Origin of the sequence: Geodermatophilus bullaregiensis, assembly GCF_016907675.1 — a bacterium.
In the GTDB taxonomy this organism is placed as follows: domain Bacteria; phylum Actinomycetota; class Actinomycetes; order Mycobacteriales; family Geodermatophilaceae; genus Geodermatophilus; species Geodermatophilus bullaregiensis.
The window spans coordinates 153,849-170,142 of sequence record NZ_JAFBCJ010000001.1; the positions used below are offsets into that span (position 1 = coordinate 153,849).

Sequence of the window (16,294 nt, forward strand, 5' to 3'; positions counted from 1 at the left end):
CCGGTGCGCACGGTGGGGGTGGAGGAGGAGTTGCTGGTCGTCGACCCGTCGGGTGTGCCCGTGCCGCTGGGTCCCGAGGCCCTGGAGGTGGCCTCCCGCCGGGGCGAGGGGGAGACGCCCGCGGAACACGAGCGCGCCGAGCACGAGCGCGCCGGGCACGGGCGGGACGGCGGGTCGCCCGGTCACCTCGTGCCGGAGCTCAAGCAGCAGCAGCTGGAGCTGGGCACCCGCGTGTGCACCGACCTCGCCGAGGTCACCGGGGAGCTGCGGTACTGGCGGAGCCGGGCCGACGCGGCGGCGCAGGCCGTGGGCGCCCGGGTGGCGGCCCTGGCCAGCTCGCCGGTCGCCGTCGACCCGGTGACCACGCCGGGGGAGCGGTACGCCCGGATGGCGGAGACCTTCGGCCTCACCGCCCTCGAGCAGCTGACCTGCGGCTGCCACGTGCACGTCTCGGTCGCCGACGACGAGGAGGGCGTCGCCGTCCTCGACCGCATCCGGGTCTGGCTGCCGGTGCTCACCGCGCTGACCGTCAACTCGCCGTTCTGGCTCGGCAGGGACAGCGGCTACGCCAGCTTCCGCTCCCAGTCGTGGAGCCACTGGCCCTCCTCGGGGGCCACGGAGCTGTTCGGGGACGCCGCGACCTACCACCGGGTGGTCGCCGACCTCGTCGCGACCCGGACGATCGTCGACGCCGGGATGGTCTACTTCGACGCCCGGCTGTCGCAGACCTGGCCGACCGTCGAGGTGCGCACCGCCGACGTCTGCCTGCGCGTCGAGGACGCCGTCACGCACGCCGGGCTGGTCCGCGGGCTGGTGGAGACGGCCGCGCGCGAGTGGCGGGCCGGCACCCCGGCGCCGCGGGTGCGCAGCGAGCTGCTGCGGGTGGCCGCGTGGCGGGCCGGCCGGTCGGGCACCGCCGGCGAGCTGGTGCACCCGCGCACCGGCCGCCCGGCGCCGGCCGCCGACGTCGTCGCGGCGCTGCTGGAGCACCTGACGCCCGCGCTCAAGGCGACCGGCGACGCCGCGCGGGTGTCCGCGGGCGTGGGCGAGGTCCTGACCCGGGGGACCGGCGCGGACCTGCAGCGCCGGGTGCACCGCGACACCGCAGACCTGGCCGCCGTCGTCCGTGCCGCCGTGGCGGTGACGGCGGGGAGACAGCTCGGCGGGTGACCGGCACCCCTGCCGGTTATCGTCCGGCCATGTACACCGCGAGCTGGCGTGACGTCGTCCGGGGCGACCTGTTCGGTCGCTCCACCGACCCGCGGGACCGGCCCTACCGGTTCGTCATCCGGCTGGCGCTGGTGGTCTTCCGGCTGCTGGGGCTGCGCTTCGACGTCCGGGGCGCCGAGCACGTCCCGGCCTCCGGCGGCGCGGTCATCTGCAGCAACCACGTGAGCTACCTCGACTTCACCTTCCTCGGGCTGGCCGCCCTACCGCAGCACCGCCTGGTGCGCTTCATGGCCAAGGCCTCGGTGTTCGGCCACTGGTTCGCCGGGCCGTTCATGCGGGCGATGCAGCACATCCCGGTCGACCGCAAGGCCGGCGCCGCGGCGTTCGACGCCGCCGTCCGCGCGCTCAAGGACGGCCAGCTCGTCGGGGTGTTCCCCGAGGCGACCATCAGCCAGAGCTTCACCGTCAAGAGCCTCAAGGCCGGCGCGGCCCGGATGGCCATCGACGCCGGCGTGCCGGTCATCCCGGCCGCGGTCTGGGGCGGGCACCGGGTGGCCACCAAGAAGCACCCGGTCGACCTCACGCGGGGCAGGGCGGTCACCGTGCTGCTCGGCGAGCCGATCACGCCCGAGCCGGGGGAGCGGCCCGCGGCGCTGCTGGCCCGCACCCGCACCGTCATGGAGGCCCTGCTCGACGAGGCCCAGCGCACCTATCCGCAACAGCCGGCCGGCCCGGAGGACCTGTGGTGGCTGCCGGTGCACCTGGGCGGCACGGCGCCCACGCTGGAGGAGGCCGACGCCCGCGACCGGGCCGACGCCGCCGGTCACCGCACCAGGGCGCGCACCTCCCGCCGCGCGCGGCTGCGCGCCCGCCTCGGCCGCGCGCGCCGCCGGGGCTGAGCCCGGCTACTCGACCACCGGCGGGGCCATGAGCCGGAAGGCCTCGAGCTCGACGTCGTACCAGCGGCGCATCCGCCCCAGGGGCACCATGCCCAGCCGCCGGCAGACCGCCAGGGACGGCTCGTTGCCGGGCCGGACCACGGCGTAGACCTCGGGCAGACCGGCGCCGAAGGCCTCCTCGACCACCGCGCGCGCCGCCTCGGTGGCGTACCCGTGCCCCCAGCTGTCGGGGTGCAGGTGCCAGCCGACCTCCACCTCGCCGACACCGCCGGGCAGCGGCCGCAACAGCACCGTGCCGGCCACCACCGGCGCGGGACCACGGACCTCGATCGCCCAGCAGCCGCAGTACGGGTGGGTGCGGGGGATCTGCGCCCACCGGGCCACCAGCTCCGCCGGCCCCACCGTCGGCGGCCCGCCGAGCCAACGGGTGACCTCCTCGCGGCCGTAGGTGTCGGCCAGCCGCGCCAGGTCGTCGCGGCCGGTGGTCCACGGGCGCAGCCGCAGCCGCGGGGTGAGCAGCTCCCCGACCGGCACCGCTCCTGCCTACCGCCGGGGCCCCGGCCCGGCCACCCGGGCACGGCGGGACGTGCGCCCACGGTCATGCTCGGCGGCATGCACCCCGACGGCACCCACCCCGGCGCTCCGGACCTGCTGCTCTCCGACGTCACCGTCGGCGACCGTCCCGGCCGTGCGGTGCACGTCGTCGGCGGGCGGATCGCCTGGCTGGGCGACGCCGGGGACGCCCCGCGCGCCGGGCGCGTGCTGGCGGGGGAGGGCGCGCTGCTCACCCCGGCCTTCGTGGACGCCCACGTGCACGCGACGGCGACCGGGCTGGCACTCACCGGCCTCGACCTCCACTCGAGGTCGAGCCTCGCCGCTGCGGTCGCGGCGGTCGCGGAGGCGGCACGGACCGCGCCGGGGATCCTGCTCGGCACCGGGTGGGACGAGACCGGCTGGCCCGAGGGCCGCGGGCCGACCCGGGCCGACCTCGACGCCGTCGTCGGCGACCGGCCGGCCTACCTCGCCCGCGTGGACGTGCACTCGGCCACGGTGTCGACGGCGTTGCTGGACCTCGTCCCGGGCGTGCGGGAGCTGCCCGGCTTCTCGCCCGACGGGCAGCTGCGCCTCGACGCCCACCACGCCGCCCGGCAGGCCGCCTACGGCGCCGTGACCGCGGCCCAGCGCGCGGCCGCCCAGGCCGCGACCCTGGCCGAGGCGGCGCGCCTGGGCATCGGCAGCCTGCACGAGATGGCCGGGCCGGAGGTGTCCGGGGCCGAGGACCTGCGCGCCCTGCTGGTGCTGGCCCGCGAGCGCCCCGGGCCCCGGGTGACCGGCTACTGGGGGGAGCTGGCCGAGCGCGGCGGACTGGACCTGGTGCGCCAGCTCGGCCTGGCCGGCGCCGGGGGCGACCTGTTCTGCGACGGCGCCCTCGGGTCGCACACCGCGGCGCTGAGCAGTCCCTACCGCGACCGTCCCGAGACGGCCGGCGCGCTGCGCTTCGACACCGCCCAGCTCGTCGACCACGTGCGGGCGTGCACCGCGGCGGGGATCCAGGCCGGGTTCCACTGCATCGGCGACGCCGCGGTGGGCCAGGTGCTCGACGCGGTCGGGATCGTCGTCGAGGAGCTCGGCGTGGCCGCGGTGCGCGCCTGCCGGCACCGGCTCGAGCACGTGGAGATGGCCGCGCCGGACGCCGTCGGGCGGATGCGCGCGTGGGGGGTGGTGGCCAGCGTGCAGCCGGCCTTCGACGCCGCGTGGGGCGGGGACGCCGGGATGTACGCCGAGCGGCTGGGGGTGGAGCGCGCGCTGGGGACCAACCCGTTCGCCGACCTCGCCGACGCCGGGGTCGCGCTCGCGCTGGGCAGCGACGCCCCGGTGACCCCGATGGACCCGTGGGGCGGGGTGCACGCCGCCGTCGACCACCACACGCCCGGCGCCGGCCTGCGGCCCTACGACGCCTTCGACGCCGCCACCCACGGCGGCTGGCACGCCGTCCGGGCGGAGACCGCGGCCGGGCCGCTGTCGGTCGGCGCGCCGGCCGACCTGGCGCTGTGGGCCACCGACGCCACGCTGTCCGGGGTGCTCGACCGCCGGGAGCGGCCCGCCTGCCGGTCGCTGGTCGTGGCCGGGAAGCGGTTGCAGCCGCTGTAGCCGGCCGCCCGGCCGGGTGCGGTCACCGCACGGGCGGGCGACCCGGCCGGTCGGGAGCCCGGACCGGACCGGCGGGGTGGGATGCTGGTCGGCGGGCCACGCGGTGGTCCGCAGCCGCCGGGGAGGCGGGTGCCAGCCGGACGCCCGGGCGCTGCCCGCGGCCCGACGTCGCGGGGAGGCCAGTGGTGCGCGCGCCCGCCGTCCCGGCCGCCCGCCGTCCGGGCACCGGCGCCTCCGCGGTGCCGCAGGGCACCCGACCGCGCCGGCGGCTGCCCTGGCGCACCGCGCTGGCCGCGGCCGGGGGCCTGCTCCTGCTGCTGGCCTTTCCCGGCTACTCCCTCACCCTGATGGCCGTGCCGGGGACGGCGGCGCTCGCGCTGGCGGTGCACGGGCAGCGGGCACGGGCCGGCGCCTGGCTGGGCCTGGTGTTCGGGCTGGCCTTCTTCGTGCCGCTGCTGTCGTGGAGCGGCGTCTACGTCGGCGCGTTCCCGTGGCTGGCGCTCGCCGTGTCGCAGGCGGCCTTCTCGGCCCTGCTGGGCGCGGCGACGGCGGCCACCTCCCGGCTGCCGCTGTGGCCGCTGTGGACCGCGGCGCTGTGGGTGGCCGACGAGGCGCTGCGCGGGCGCGTGCCGTTCGGCGGCTTCCCCTGGGGCCGGCTCGGGTTCAGCCAGACCGACGGCCCCTTCCTCGCCCTCGCCGCCTACGGCGGGGTGCCGCTGGTCGGTTTCGCCGTCGCCCTGACCGGTGCACTGCTGGCCGCCGCGGTGCTCGCCGTGACCCGTGCCCGCCGGGCGGCCGCCGGCGCGCCGGCCGGTCGCGGCCGGGCGCTGCGCGCGGTGGCGGCCGCGGGCGCCGGAGTGCTCGCCGTCCCCCTGGTCGCGGCCCTGGCCTGGCTGCCGCTACCCGGCTCCTCGCTCGCCGGCGGCGGCCCGACGGTCACCGTCGCCGTCGTCCAGGGCGACGTCCCGGAGGCGGGACTGGAGTTCAACGCCCGGCGCCGGGCGGTCCTCGACAACCACGTGCAGCGCACCCTCGAGCTGGCCGCGGCCGTCGCCGCGGGGGAGGAGGAGCAGCCCGACCTCGTGGTGTGGCCGGAGAACAGCTCCGACATCGACCCCTACGTCAACGCCGACGCCGCCCGGCAGATCAGCCGCGCGGCCGAGGCGGTCGCCGCCCCGGTCCTCGTGGGCGCCGTCCTCGACGGGCCGGGCCGGTTCATCAGCAACACCGCCATCGTGTGGGACCCCGAGACCGGCCCGGGCGACACCTACGTCAAGCGCCACCCCGTGCCCCTGGCCGAGTACGTGCCGGCGCGGGACTTCTTCCGCCTCTTCAGCGACAAGGTCGACCTCGTGCGCCGCGACTTCACCGCGGGCACCGAGGTCGGGGTGCTCGACGTGGGCGGCGCCCGGGTGGGCGACGTCATCTGCTTCGAGGTGGTGTACGACTCCCTCGTCCGCGACACCGTGCAGGCCGGCGCCGGCATGCTCGTCGTCCAGACGAACAACGCCACCTTCGGCTTCACCGACGAGAGCGCGCAGCAGGTGGCCGCCGCGCAGGTGCGGGCGGTGGAGACCGGCCGGTCGGTCGCCCTCGCCTCCACCAGCGGCATCTCCGCGGTGATCGCACCCGACGGGTCGCTGGCCCGGCAGTCGGAGTTGTTCACCCCGGCGGTGTTCGTCGAGCGGATCGCCCAGCGGGAGGCGACGACGCTCGCCACGCGGGTGGGCGCCGCCCCGGAGTGGGCGCTGACCGCCCTGGGTGCCGGCGCGGTGCTGGCCGTCGCCGCCCCGGCGCTGCGCCGCCGGGTGCCGGCGGGGTCCCCTCGGTGACGGCGGCAGCGCGCGTCCTCGTCGTCGTCCCGACCTACGACGAGGTCGAGAACCTCGAGCCGATCCTCGACCGGCTGCACGCCGCCGTCCCGGAGGCGCACGCACTCGTCGTCGACGACGGTTCGCCCGACGGCACCGGCGAGCTCGCCGAGCAGCTGGCCGCGGCGGACGCCCGGGTGCACGTGCTGCGGCGCACGGAGAAGTCCGGCCTGGGGCCGGCCTACGTCGCCGGGTTCCGGTGGGGCCGCGCGCACGGCTACGAGGTGCTGGTGGAGATGGACGCCGACGGCTCGCACCACCCCGAGCAGCTGCCGCTGCTGCTGGCCGCCCTCGCCGACGCCGACCTGGTGCTGGGGTCGCGCTGGGTGCCCGGCGGCCGGGTGGAGGACTGGCCGCGCCGGCGGCTGCTGCTGTCGCGGGTGGGCAACCGCTACACCCGCTGGGCGCTGCGGCTGCCGCTGGCCGACGCCACCGGGGGGTTCCGGGCCGTCCGCGGCGACCTGGTCGACCGGCTGCCCTTCGACGAGGTGGCCAGCCAGGGGTACTGCTTCCAGGTCGACTGCGCCTGGCGCGCCTGGCGGTCGGGCGCCCGCGTGGTGGAGGTGCCGATCACCTTCACCGAGCGGGCCCACGGCAGGAGCAAGATGACCGCCTCGATCGTTGAAGAGGCGTTGGTACGGGTCACGTGGTGGGGCCTGCAGGACCGGCTGGCCGACCGGCTGCCGGGCCGGGTCCCCCGCGCCGTACCGGGACGGGTCCGCGACGGCGGACGGTCCAGCGCGGTCCGGTAGGCGGACCCGGGCCGTCCGCGCGAGCGGGTCGAGGGAGAGTCGTGGGACACCGCGTTCGGGTCCTGGCGGGGCTGTGGGCCCTCGCCGAGGTCGTCGTCGTCATCCTGGTCGCCGCGTGGATCGGGGTGGGTTGGACGCTGCTGGCGGCGCTGGCCACCACGGTGCTGGGCTGGGTGCTGCTGGCCCGCCAGCTGAAGGGCCTGGCTGCCCTCCGCCCCGCGCCGGCCCGCGGCGGGTCGTTGCGGCGAGGCCGGACGGTCGGGGACGCCGGCCTGGTCGCCGCCGGCGGCGCGCTGATGGTGCTGCCGGGCTTCCTGGGCGACGTCGTCGGGCTGCTGTGCCTGCTGCCGCCCACCCGGCCGCTGGTGCGGGCCGCCGTGACGCGCGGGCTGAGCGCCGGCCTGGCCGCCCGGCTCGGGGTGGCCGGCCCGGTGCGGGTCCGCAGCACCCGCGTGCCCGGCTCCCCGCGGGCGTCGGGGGCGACGTCGACCCGGGTGATCGAGGGCGAGGTCGCCGGCGAGGTGCTGGACGCGCAGCCCGGGCACGCCGCCCGTCCCTGACGGCCGGCCGCCCGCACCGGCCCGGCGGGGGAGCCCCAGGACGCGGAACGGCCCCGGTGGGGGATCCCACCGGGGCCGTTCCGCGTCTTGCGGGGAGCTCAGCTGGCGCGGGTCCGCCGGCCGCGGAGCACCTCGAGGCGCTCGGCGAGGACCTCCTCGAGGTCCTCCACGGAGCGGCGCTCCAGGAGCATGTCCCAGTGGGTCCGCGGCGGCTTGACCTTCTTGGGGGTCGGCTCGCTGCCGCCGACCAGCTTGGCCGCGGCGCCGTCGAACTTGCACTCCCAGGTGTCGGGCACCTCGGCGTCGTCGGCGAACGGCACGGTGAACTGGTGGCCCGCGGGACACTTGTACTCCGCGTACTGCCGCTCGATCGGCGCGGTGTTCCGCTCGGTCTCGTAGCTCACGCTGCCCAGTCGGCTGCCGCGCAGGGAACGCTCGCCCATGGCACACCGTCCTCTCGTGCTTGTGGAGTCGGTCAGGAGTCCTCGTCGCAGCAGGGAGCTACCCACTGCACAGGGGAGTCGAAAGAGACCAACGACGGATTTCGCGAAGAGATTCCGCTGAGTCGGTTCCCCATCATCGCATGGGGTGGTATTGGCGCGCTCACCGACCCCCGTCCGGGTGAGGGGGCGGGCTCGGGACAGGGCTCAGGACAGGGCGAGCTGGCCCGGCCCGGCCGCCGTCGGCCCCAGCTGACCGAGGACGTGGTGGTGCCGGCACAGCACCTGGTAGTGCACCTCGGCGCCGGTGTCGGGCCCGTCGCCCTCGCCGGGGGCCGGGGTCGGTGCGGTGTCGGCGACGACGACCGTGGCGCCCGAGCGGACCATCGCGCCGTCGACGACGCGGGCGTTGAGCAGCCCGGGCGCGCCGCACCAGCACAGCACCTCGACCTGGATGCGCTGGACGTCGTCGGCGACCTCGAGCAGCCGCTGGGTGCCCGGGAACAGGCGGGTCCGGAAGTCGGTGGTCAGGCCGAAGGCGTAGACGTCGACGTGCGAGGCGTCGACGAGCTCGGCCAGCTGGTCGACCTGGGCGGGGGTGAGGAACTGCGCCTCGTCGACGACCAGGTAGTCCACCCGCCGTCCCCCCGCCCAGTGGCTGCGCACCAGCAGCAGCAGGTCGGTGCCGGCGTCGACCTCGACGGCGGTGCGGCTCAGGCCCACCCGCGAGCTGATCTCCGGCCGCGCCGACCGGTCGCCCTGGGTCAGCCGCAGCCCCGAGCGGCCCTGCCGGCTCTGGTTGTGGTCGACCTGCAGCGCCAGGGTGGACTTGCCGCAGTCCATGGGGCCGTGGAAGAAGCGCAGGTGGGCCGGCGCGGGAGCGGCCCGCCGCCCCCCGGCCGCCGGCACCGACACCGGTGCCGGCACGAGGTCGGGCGAGGGGTCCGGGTCGGTCACAGGCGCTCCGGCGGGGTGTTGCCCGCGGCCACCACGGCCCGGCGCACCGGCAGCCGCAGCAGCAGCAGGAACCCGGCGACGAAGAACACCACCAGGCTGATGATCGCGTACCGGTAGGAGCCGGTGAGCTGGTAGGTCAGGCCGAAGAGCAGCGGCCCGAGCCAGCTGGTCCCGCGGTCGCTGATCTCGTAGAAGCTGTAGTACTCCGCCTCCCGGCCGGCCGGGATCAGGTGGCTGAACAGCGAGCGCGACAGGGCCTGGGTGCCGCCCTGCACCAGCCCGATCACCGCGGCCAGCGCGTAGAACTGCGCGACCGCCCCCTCCTGCAGCGTGTAGGCGGCCACCAGCACCGCCGTCCAGGCCACCAGGCAGCCCAGGACGGTCCGCTTGGCCCCGTACCGGGCCGCCACCCGGCCCAGGCCCAGCGCACCGAAGACGGCGACCACCTGGACCATGAGGATCGCCCCGGTGAGCACCGACTGGGACAGCCCGAGCTCCTCGGTGGCGTAGGTGGCCGACAGCGAGATGACCGTCTGGACGCCGTCGTTGAACAGCAGGTAGGCGCCCAGGAACCACAGCGTCAGCGGGAACGCCCGCATCCCCCTCAGCGTCGCCGCCAGCTGGCGGAAGCCGCTGGTCGCGGGGCCGTGCCCCGCTCCCGGCGGCCGGTCGCGCAGCAGCGTCACGGTGACGAGGGTGAACAGGCCCCACCACAGCCCCGCCGTCGCCAGGCAGATCCGCACCGCCTCGCCGCTGGTCAGGCCGAGCGCGTCGGCGCCGAGGAAGAGCCCGAGGTGGACGGCCAGCAGCAGCGCGCCGCCGACGTAGCCGAACGCCCAGCCGCGGCTGGAGACGGCGTCGCGCTCGTCGGGACTGGCGAGGTCGGGCAGCCAGGAGTAGTAGACGACGGTCGCGGCGCCGAAGCTGACGTTGGCGACGACGAACAGCGCCGCACCCAGCAGGTAGCGGCCGTCGGCGACGAAGAACAGGCAGGTCGCGGCCAGGGCGCCCAGCGCGGCCAGCCCGCCGAGCAGGTGCCGCTTGCGGCCGGTGCGGTCGGCGACGGCACCGGTGAGCGGCAGGACCAGCACCTGCAGGACCACCGAGACCGACAGGACGTAGGAGAACCAGCTGCCCGGCGGGATCGACAGTCCGAGGAAGGGCAGCCGCCCGTCGGGGCCGACGGCCTCCTCGGCCACGGACGTCAGGTACGGGCCCAGGAAGACCGTGGTGACGCTGGTGTTGAACACCGACATCGCCCAGTCGTAGGAGTACCAGCCGAGGCGCTCGCGGCGCAGCGCGGGATCGACGGGGCCGGCGGCGGCGTCGACGTCGGGGGCGGTCACCGGCGCAGGGTGCCAGCCGCGACCGGTGTGGTCCAGCACCGTGCGGTCACGGGATGTCCTCGGGGACCACCCCGCCGGGGAAGGCCGCGGCCCCCGTCGTCGGCCGGGTCGGGTCGGGTCGCAGCGGGCCGCTCGCCTCCCGCAGCGGCACCAGCCCGCGGGTGATCGCCGCGGCGATCCGCATCCGCGCCCGGTTGGCGTCACCCACCCGGCCCACCTGCAGGTCCTCCATGAACACCGGCGGGCCGACGTGCACCCGCAGCACCGGGCGCCGCACCAGGGACCGGGCCACGGTGCGCAGCTTGCCCCAGTCGTTGCCGTACTGCAGCACCTCCTGGGCACCCCACTGGCTGACCGGGATCACCGGGACGCGGACGCCGAGGGCCAGCCGGGCCATGCCGGTGCGGCCGCGCTCGGGCCAGCCGTCGGGGTCCAGGCCGACGCGCCCCTCGGGATAGGCGACGACGTGGCCGCCGTGCACGAGCGCCACCTCGGTGACGCGCACCGCGTGCCGGGCGAGCTGGGTGCCGCGGTCGACCCGGATCCCGCCGGCGCGCTCCAGCAGGGGGCCGGCGAGCGGCGCGGTGATGATGCCGCCGGTGGCCATGATCCGCGGGACGATCCCGAGACGGTGCAGCGCGACGGCGACGACGAAGGGGTCGAAGTCGCCGACGTGGTTGGCGGCCAGCAGCAGCGGGCCGCGGCGCAGCTCCTCGGGGACGGTCCCGGTGACCTCCACCCGGCCGAAGAGGTCGACCAGCCAGGAGAACCGGCGCAGCAGGAGCAGCCACACCCACCACGGCGGCGCCGCGGCGACGGCCAGCTCGCGGGCGAACCACTCGGGGTCCCCGTCGCGCAGGATCGGCTCGAGGTGGTCGGGCAGCGGCGGGGTCGCCGGCCGCCAGGTGCGCACCCGCTCAACCCAGCCGCTCACCGGGTCTTCCACTGGCCGCGGTCCTCCAGCAGGTCCTTCATCAGCGCCGGGCGGTCGGTCATGATCCCGTCCACGCCGAGGTCGAGCATCGCGGTGGCCTCCTCCACGGTGTCGACCGTCCACACGTGCACCTGCAGGCCACGGGCGTGCGCGGCGGCGATGAACCGCTCGTCGACCAGCGCCCGGCCGCCCAGCTGCAGCGGCACCTGCGCGCACCCGGCCGGCAGGCGGACCAGGCCGGCGGCGCGGGGGGAGTAGGAGGACAGCCGCAGCGCCGCCACCCCGCGGGGCCCCAGCGAGGTGCACACCGTGGGCCCGAAGACCCGCCGGGCCGCCGCGACGCGGGCGTCGGAGAACGAGCCCAGGCAGATCCGGTCGGCGACCCCCGCCCGGCGGACCGTGTGCGCCAGGGGGGCCAGGACGCCGGCGGCCTTGATGTCGAGGTTGAACCGGACGTCGGGCCAGGCGCCGAAGAGCTCCTCGAGCCGCAGGATCGGCTCGCGGCCACCGACCCGCGCCGAGGCCACCTCCGCCCACGGCAGGTGCTCGATCCGGCCGGTCCGGTCGGTCACGCGGTCGAGGGTCGGGTCGTGGAAGACGACCGGGACGCCGTCGGCGGTCACCCGGACGTCGGTCTCCAGGTACCGGTAGCCCATGGCCACGCAGGCCTCGAAGGCCGGCATGGTGTTCTCCAGGTGCTCGATCGCACCGCCGCGGTGGGCCATCGCCAGGGGGGTCGGTCCCTCGAGGTAGGCAAACCGGGCGGGAGGCACGGGCGACACGGTAGCGCCGGGTGCCGACACGCCGACGACGGCCTGCGGGGAGCCCTGTCGGGCGTGTCCGCCGGGACTGTCGGTGGTGGCGTCTAACGTCCCCGCCGTGGCACAGCAGCACGCCCGCACGGCGGTCGGGAAGGTGGTCGGTACGACGACGCAGCAGGACACGGTGGTCCGCGAAGCGGGCACCGGCCGGCAGGGGAGCGGTGCCGAACGCCGGTGCGGGTGGTGCCGCCGGGTCCTGCCGCAGAGCGGGTCGGTCGGCCGCCCGCGCGTGTACTGCGGGCAGGCCTGCCGGCAGCGCGCCTACGAGCAGCGCAACGCCACGGCCAAGGCCGGTCTGCCCGGCGACGTCGTGCTGGTCACCCGCGCCGAGCTCGACGGCCTGCAGGACCGGCTGTTCCAGCTGCGCTGCGCCATCGAGGACGTGCAGACGCTGCTGTCCGAGCGGCACACCAAGGCCGAGCTCGCGCGCTCGCTGGCCGACCTGGTGCACTCCACCGGCCGGCTGGACCGGCTCTGGGTCACCGAGCGCGCCGGGCGCGCCGGCTGAGCCCCGCGCGCCCGGGCGTCAGACCCGGCTCAGTCCGGGTCCTGCGTGTCGTCGTCCTGGTCCTCGGGCGCGCCCGGATCCGGGTTGCTGTTGTCGGGCAGGTTGTCCGACGACTCCTCCGACGGGTCGTTGCCGCTGGTGTTCTCGGTGTCCTGGTCGCTCGTCCCGTCGTTGCGGTCCAGGCCGGCCGGGTCGCCGCAGGCGGTGAGGGATGCGCTGCCCCCGAGGAGAGCCAGCGCGGTCATCAGTGCGGCGAGCGGACGTCGGAGTTGCATGCCCTCGACCCTACGGAGCGCCGGGGCCAGCCGCCCGTCGAAGCAGCCACCCCACCGTCAATACGTCACAGTGACGTATTGACGGTGGGGTGGACGGGTGGTGGGGAGGGGTGCGCCGGTGCCGGTCCGGAGGCCGGAGGTCGGCCGGAGCAGGAGCAGGAGCCGGCCGGGACGCGGGTGACCGGACGGCCCGGAGGGCGGCCGGCAGGTGGACGCCAGGCCGACGACGGCGGGTGGGTGCGGACGGGTGGACGCCGACGAGGCGGGTCGCCGTCGGCGTCGCCTGACCGGTGCAGGCGGCGTGGTCCCGCGGGTCGGCCCACGCCGACCAGTGCGGCGATCCCGCTGCCCGGACGTCGGCACGCCGACCCGTTCCCGCTGACGGGACCGGTCGACCGGGACCATCGAGACGGACGGATCCGGACGGACGGATCCGGGCGTCGGAGCAGGTCGCTCGGCCTCTGACACCATCGCCGATAATGCACATTATGTCAGGTGAGGTGGAGCGACCGGGCGGACTGCCGGCTGGACGCCCGCTTCCCCGTCACGTCTCCTGCGGGCGCACCCGCGGGTCCAGCGCCGCCGCGGCGACGTCGGCGACCGCGTTCGCGACGATCACCGCGGCGATGACGACCATCGTCAACCCGACCAGCAGCGCCCGGTCGCGACCCTCGATCGCCCCCAGGATGGCGTTGCCGATCCCCGGCATCCCGAACACGCCCTCGACGACGACGAGCCCGACGACGAGCTGGCCGGCGTTGGCCGCCACGAAGGTCATCACGGGTGTCAGCGCGGGACGCAGCGCGTGCACGCCGATCACCCGCCGCACCGACAGCCCCCGTCCGCGCGCCGCCTGCACGAACGGTGACCGCAGGGTGTCCCCCACCTCCGCCCGGGTGATCAGCGCGACGTAGCCGGTGGACAGCGCGGCGAGGGCGATGACCGGGAGGACGTAGGCCGCGGGCTCGCCGGCGCGGCCGTTGTACGGCGCCCAGGTGAGCTCGGACACGAAGACGAACCGCAGGAGGTAGGCCGCGACCACGACCGGTGTGCCCACCAGCAGGGTGGCCACCGCGTACACGCTCGTCCCCGACCAGCGCCCGCTCGCGGCGAGCGCCCCGGCGACCACGCCCACCCCGAGCTGCAAGGCGACGGCGCCGGCCAGCAGGACCGCACTCACCGGCGCGGTCGCGCCGACGACGTCCACCACGGCCGGTCCGGGCACCACGGCCTCCCCGCGCAGGGTCGGCAGGCCCTGGCCCCAGTCGCCGGTCAGCAGGTCGCGCAGGTAGCGGCCGTACTGGACCAGGAGCGGCTCGTCGAGGTGGTAGTCGCTGCGGATGCGCGCATAGAGCTCCGGTGGCGGCGGCCGGAAGCCGAACAGGGCGCGCACCGGGTCACCGGGCAGTTGCGTCACGGCGACGAAGACGAGGGTCACGGCCGCCCACAGGCTCAGCAGGGTCTGCACGAGCCGGCGGACCGCGAAGGCGAGCACGGCCGACATGGTGGCAGGGCGTGATCGGCACGGTCGACGTCGTCCCGCTGCTCGGTCAGACTCCGCGGGTGCCGTCGCCGCCCCCACTCCCGCCCTCGGGCCCGGTGGCCGGACGGCGACGGTGGAACGCCCCGCTGATCGTCGGCACGGTGTCCCTCGTGCTGCTCGGCGGGATGGCGCTGGTGCCCGGCGCGTTCACCGGCGCCGACCCGCGCTCGTGCGACCTCGCCGACTCCCTCGCGTCGCCGTCGTGGCGCCATCCGCTCGGCTTCGACCTCTTCGGCTGCGACCTGGCCGCCAAGGTGGTGTACGGGGCACGGACGTCACTGCTGCTGGCGGTCGCCGTCGTCACCGTCGCCGGCCTCGCCGCACTGGTCCTGGGGACCCTGGCCGGGTACGCCGGAGGCCTCGTCGACGGTGTCGTCTCGCGCGTCACCGACGTGTGGTCGGGCATCCCGCTGGTCCTGGGGGGCGTCATCCTGCTCAGCTCGACCGACCGGCGCGGCGTGTGGCAGGTGGTCGCGGTGCTGTCGGCGTTCAGCTGGCCGCCGATGGTGCGGATCGTGCGGGCGAGCACCCGTCAGGTGCTGGTCCTGGACTACGTCACCTCGGCGCGCGCCCTGGGCGCCGGTCCCCTGCGGCTGCTCCGGCGGCACGTGCTGCCCAACGCCACCCGGCCGCTGGCGGTGTTCGCCAGCGCGTACGCGGGGGTGCTCGTCTCGGCCGAGGCGATCCTGACCTTCGCCGGGGTGGGTCTGCAGCGACCGACCGACTCCTGGGGCATCCTGCTGCAGCAGGGCGGCGAGGCGGCCTCGCGGGCTCCGCACGCACTGGTGGGCCCCAGCGTCGTCCTGGTCATGGCGGTGGCTGCGTTCGTGCTGCTCGGCGAGGGCCTGCGGAGCCGCCCGGTGCACCGCTGAGTCCGGCGGACCCGGACGGTCACTGCTGTACACACCCGACCCCCCGAGGAGGCCCCGTGCCGAGCAGCGTGCAGGCGATGCTGGTCACCCGTGACGTCGAGCGCCTCGTGCGCTTCTACGCCGACGTCGCGGGCGCGGTCCCCACCGACCGCGTGCCCGACGACGGGCCGGTGTTCTACCAGGGGCTCCGGATCGGGACCTCCGACGTCGGCATCGTCGCCGACGCCGACGTGGCGGTCGGCTCCCTCGGCCGCGTCCTGCTCAGCATCGAGGTGGACGACGTCGACGCCGCCCTCCCCCGTGTCCTCGAGCACGGCGGGACCGCCCCCGACGCCCCGAACGACATGCCGTGGGGTCAGCGCGTCGCCCACGTCCGGGACCCCGACGGCAACCCCGTCAACCTCACCACGACGCAGCCCTGACGGCGTCACCGTTCTGTGTTCCTGTAAAAGAAGTAAGGCCATTTTGTTAGGGATAACGGTACCGGATGCTGAACTGCGTCGACCGTTCCCGCACGCCTCGACGCCGCCATGCTGCCCAGTTCCCCGACCGGGTCCCGGGACGTCGATCCCTGCGTGTCACCGACCTGGGTCGTGCCGAGGTCGCCGCCCACGCGCGCGTCCGTGGCCTCCGCACGTGTGCCTGGTCCTCCGGAGTGTCTCCGTCCTCGGCGACGACTGCCGTCTCCAGCTCTCTCCCCCGCTCGTGGTGTGGGTTGGTTCCGGCTTCTTGTTGACGGTTTGTTCGGGATAACGGATGGGTTGGATGGGGATCGTGTCTCGTCACGTCGCTGGACTCGCGGACGTCGACGCGCTGACCACCACTCCTCGCCGCCGACGCGACCGACCCGCGCACCGGCGCGGCCGCCGCGGGGCAGATCGCCTCGAGGCCGGGCATCGGGGCCGATCAGGCCACCACGGTGCTCGCCGGCCTCGGCGACGCGGCTGTCCAGGCCGACCTGGCGCTGGTGCAGCGGTACGGCACCGGCTTCGAGGAGGCCGTCGCCATCCCGGCCGCGGACCTCGCTGAGAACGGCGACGAGGTCGCAGCCGCCGCCGAGGACAACGCGCGGCAGTGACAGCGGTGGGAGTGGGTCTGCGCGGCCGGCCAGGTGCTCGTCCTGCCCTTCGTCTGCGTGATGGCCGGCCGGCGGAGCCCCCGCCGTGCCCGGCAGGACGAGCAGGCGCACGAGGTG

The 16,294-nt window shown here is 76.1% G+C and carries 18 protein-coding genes; 10 read left to right on the forward strand and 8 right to left on the reverse strand.

Going from position 1 to position 16,294, the window contains the following annotated elements; all coding sequences use genetic code 11:
- The first annotated feature begins 3 nt into the window (after positions 1-3).
- Both JOD57_RS00630 and JOD57_RS00635 read left to right on the forward strand, forming a co-directional pair.
- The gene (locus tag JOD57_RS00630) at positions 4-1,170 is read left to right on the forward strand and encodes a carboxylate-amine ligase (protein WP_204690118.1); all 1,167 of its coding nucleotides are present in this window, start codon (positions 4-6) and stop codon (positions 1,168-1,170) included.
- Positions 1,171-1,199: 29 nt separating this feature from the next.
- The gene (locus JOD57_RS00635; RefSeq protein ID WP_204690119.1) at positions 1,200-2,069 is read left to right on the forward strand and encodes a lysophospholipid acyltransferase family protein; all 870 of its coding nucleotides are present in this window, start codon (positions 1,200-1,202) and stop codon (positions 2,067-2,069) included.
- 6 nt (positions 2,070-2,075) lie between these two features.
- On the opposite strand, the gene JOD57_RS25960 is transcribed toward JOD57_RS00635, so the two are convergent.
- Entirely contained in the window at positions 2,076-2,603 is a 528-nt protein-coding gene (locus JOD57_RS25960; RefSeq protein WP_204690120.1) for a GNAT family N-acetyltransferase, read from the reverse strand.
- A gap of 78 nt (positions 2,604-2,681) precedes the next feature.
- Here JOD57_RS25960 and JOD57_RS00645 point away from each other — a divergent pair, with 78 nt between their 5' ends.
- The 4 genes from JOD57_RS00645 (at position 2,682) to JOD57_RS00660 (ending at position 7,403) form a co-directional block, all read left to right on the forward strand.
- Positions 2,682-4,220 (forward strand): amidohydrolase, encoded by a 1,539-nt coding sequence (locus JOD57_RS00645; RefSeq protein WP_204690121.1) that lies wholly within the window; start codon positions 2,682-2,684, stop codon positions 4,218-4,220.
- A 185-nt stretch (positions 4,221-4,405) separates the two neighbouring features.
- Positions 4,406-6,052, forward strand: coding sequence for an apolipoprotein N-acyltransferase (lnt, locus tag JOD57_RS00650; RefSeq protein WP_307824343.1), 1,647 nt, complete (start codon positions 4,406-4,408; stop codon positions 6,050-6,052).
- Positions 6,049-6,843 (forward strand): polyprenol monophosphomannose synthase, encoded by a 795-nt coding sequence (locus JOD57_RS00655; RefSeq protein WP_204690122.1) that lies wholly within the window; start codon positions 6,049-6,051, stop codon positions 6,841-6,843. The genes lnt and JOD57_RS00655 overlap by 4 nt, the downstream gene beginning before the upstream one ends.
- 41 nt (positions 6,844-6,884) lie before the next feature.
- On the forward strand, positions 6,885-7,403 hold the full coding sequence (locus tag JOD57_RS00660; protein WP_204690123.1) for an FxsA family protein: 519 nt from the start codon (positions 6,885-6,887) through the stop codon (positions 7,401-7,403).
- A 98-nt stretch (positions 7,404-7,501) separates the two neighbouring features.
- Here JOD57_RS00660 and JOD57_RS00665 read toward each other — a convergent pair whose 3' ends face one another.
- The 5 genes from JOD57_RS00665 to JOD57_RS00685 form a co-directional block, all read right to left on the reverse strand.
- Positions 7,502-7,846 (reverse strand): RNA polymerase-binding protein RbpA, encoded by a 345-nt coding sequence (locus tag JOD57_RS00665; protein WP_204690124.1) that lies wholly within the window; start codon positions 7,844-7,846, stop codon positions 7,502-7,504.
- Positions 7,847-8,050: 204 nt separating this feature from the next.
- Positions 8,051-8,800 (reverse strand): thymidine kinase, encoded by a 750-nt coding sequence (locus tag JOD57_RS00670; RefSeq protein WP_204690125.1) that lies wholly within the window; start codon positions 8,798-8,800, stop codon positions 8,051-8,053.
- Entirely contained in the window at positions 8,797-10,146 is a 1,350-nt protein-coding gene (locus JOD57_RS00675) for an MFS transporter (RefSeq protein ID WP_204690126.1), read from the reverse strand. The genes JOD57_RS00670 and JOD57_RS00675 overlap by 4 nt, the downstream gene beginning before the upstream one ends.
- A 46-nt stretch (positions 10,147-10,192) precedes the next feature.
- Positions 10,193-11,080, reverse strand: coding sequence for a lysophospholipid acyltransferase family protein (locus JOD57_RS00680; protein ID WP_204690127.1), 888 nt, complete (start codon positions 11,078-11,080; stop codon positions 10,193-10,195).
- The gene (locus JOD57_RS00685) at positions 11,077-11,853 is read right to left on the reverse strand and encodes a glycerophosphodiester phosphodiesterase family protein (RefSeq protein WP_204690128.1); all 777 of its coding nucleotides are present in this window, start codon (positions 11,851-11,853) and stop codon (positions 11,077-11,079) included. The genes JOD57_RS00680 and JOD57_RS00685 overlap by 4 nt, the downstream gene beginning before the upstream one ends.
- Positions 11,854-11,959: 106 nt before the next feature.
- On the opposite strand from JOD57_RS00685, the gene JOD57_RS00690 reads away from it, so the two are divergent.
- Entirely contained in the window at positions 11,960-12,409 is a 450-nt protein-coding gene (locus JOD57_RS00690; protein WP_239567999.1) for a hypothetical protein, read from the forward strand.
- 29 nt (positions 12,410-12,438) lie between these two features.
- On the opposite strand, the gene JOD57_RS00695 is transcribed toward JOD57_RS00690, so the two are convergent.
- Positions 12,439-12,684: a hypothetical protein gene (locus JOD57_RS00695; protein WP_204690129.1), complete on the reverse strand. Its 246-nt coding sequence runs from the start codon at positions 12,682-12,684 to the stop codon at positions 12,439-12,441.
- A 544-nt stretch (positions 12,685-13,228) separates the two neighbouring features.
- A complete protein-coding gene (locus JOD57_RS00700) occupies positions 13,229-14,179 on the reverse strand; it encodes an ABC transporter permease (protein ID WP_204690130.1) in 951 nt (316 codons plus the stop codon).
- Positions 14,180-14,199: 20 nt separating this feature from the next.
- Between JOD57_RS00700 and JOD57_RS00705 the strand changes: the two genes are divergently transcribed.
- The 3 genes from JOD57_RS00705 (at position 14,200) to JOD57_RS00715 (ending at position 16,177) form a co-directional block, all read left to right on the forward strand.
- Positions 14,200-15,099 carry an ABC transporter permease gene (locus JOD57_RS00705; protein WP_204690131.1) on the forward strand — a complete coding sequence of 300 codons (900 nt, stop codon included), beginning with the start codon at positions 14,200-14,202 and terminating at the stop codon, positions 15,097-15,099.
- Positions 15,100-15,155: 56 nt separating this feature from the next.
- Positions 15,156-15,521, forward strand: coding sequence for a VOC family protein (locus JOD57_RS00710; RefSeq protein WP_307824345.1), 366 nt, complete (start codon positions 15,156-15,158; stop codon positions 15,519-15,521).
- Between the two features lie 497 nt (positions 15,522-16,018).
- A complete protein-coding gene (locus tag JOD57_RS00715; RefSeq protein WP_204690132.1) occupies positions 16,019-16,177 on the forward strand; it encodes a hypothetical protein in 159 nt (52 codons plus the stop codon).
- Positions 16,178-16,294: the final 117 nt, after the last annotated feature.

Coding starts and splice junctions, on each gene's coding strand:
- JOD57_RS00635 (WP_204690119.1), top strand. CDS start 1,200: ATGTACACCGCGAGCTGGCGTGACGTCGTCCGGGGCGACCTGTTCGGT.
- JOD57_RS00645 (WP_204690121.1), top strand. CDS start 2,682: ATGCACCCCGACGGCACCCACCCCGGCGCTCCGGACCTGCTGCTCTCC.
- JOD57_RS00665 (WP_204690124.1), bottom strand. CDS start 7,846: ATGGGCGAGCGTTCCCTGCGCGGCAGCCGACTGGGCAGCGTGAGCTAC.
- JOD57_RS00695 (WP_204690129.1), bottom strand. CDS start 12,684: ATGCAACTCCGACGTCCGCTCGCCGCACTGATGACCGCGCTGGCTCTC.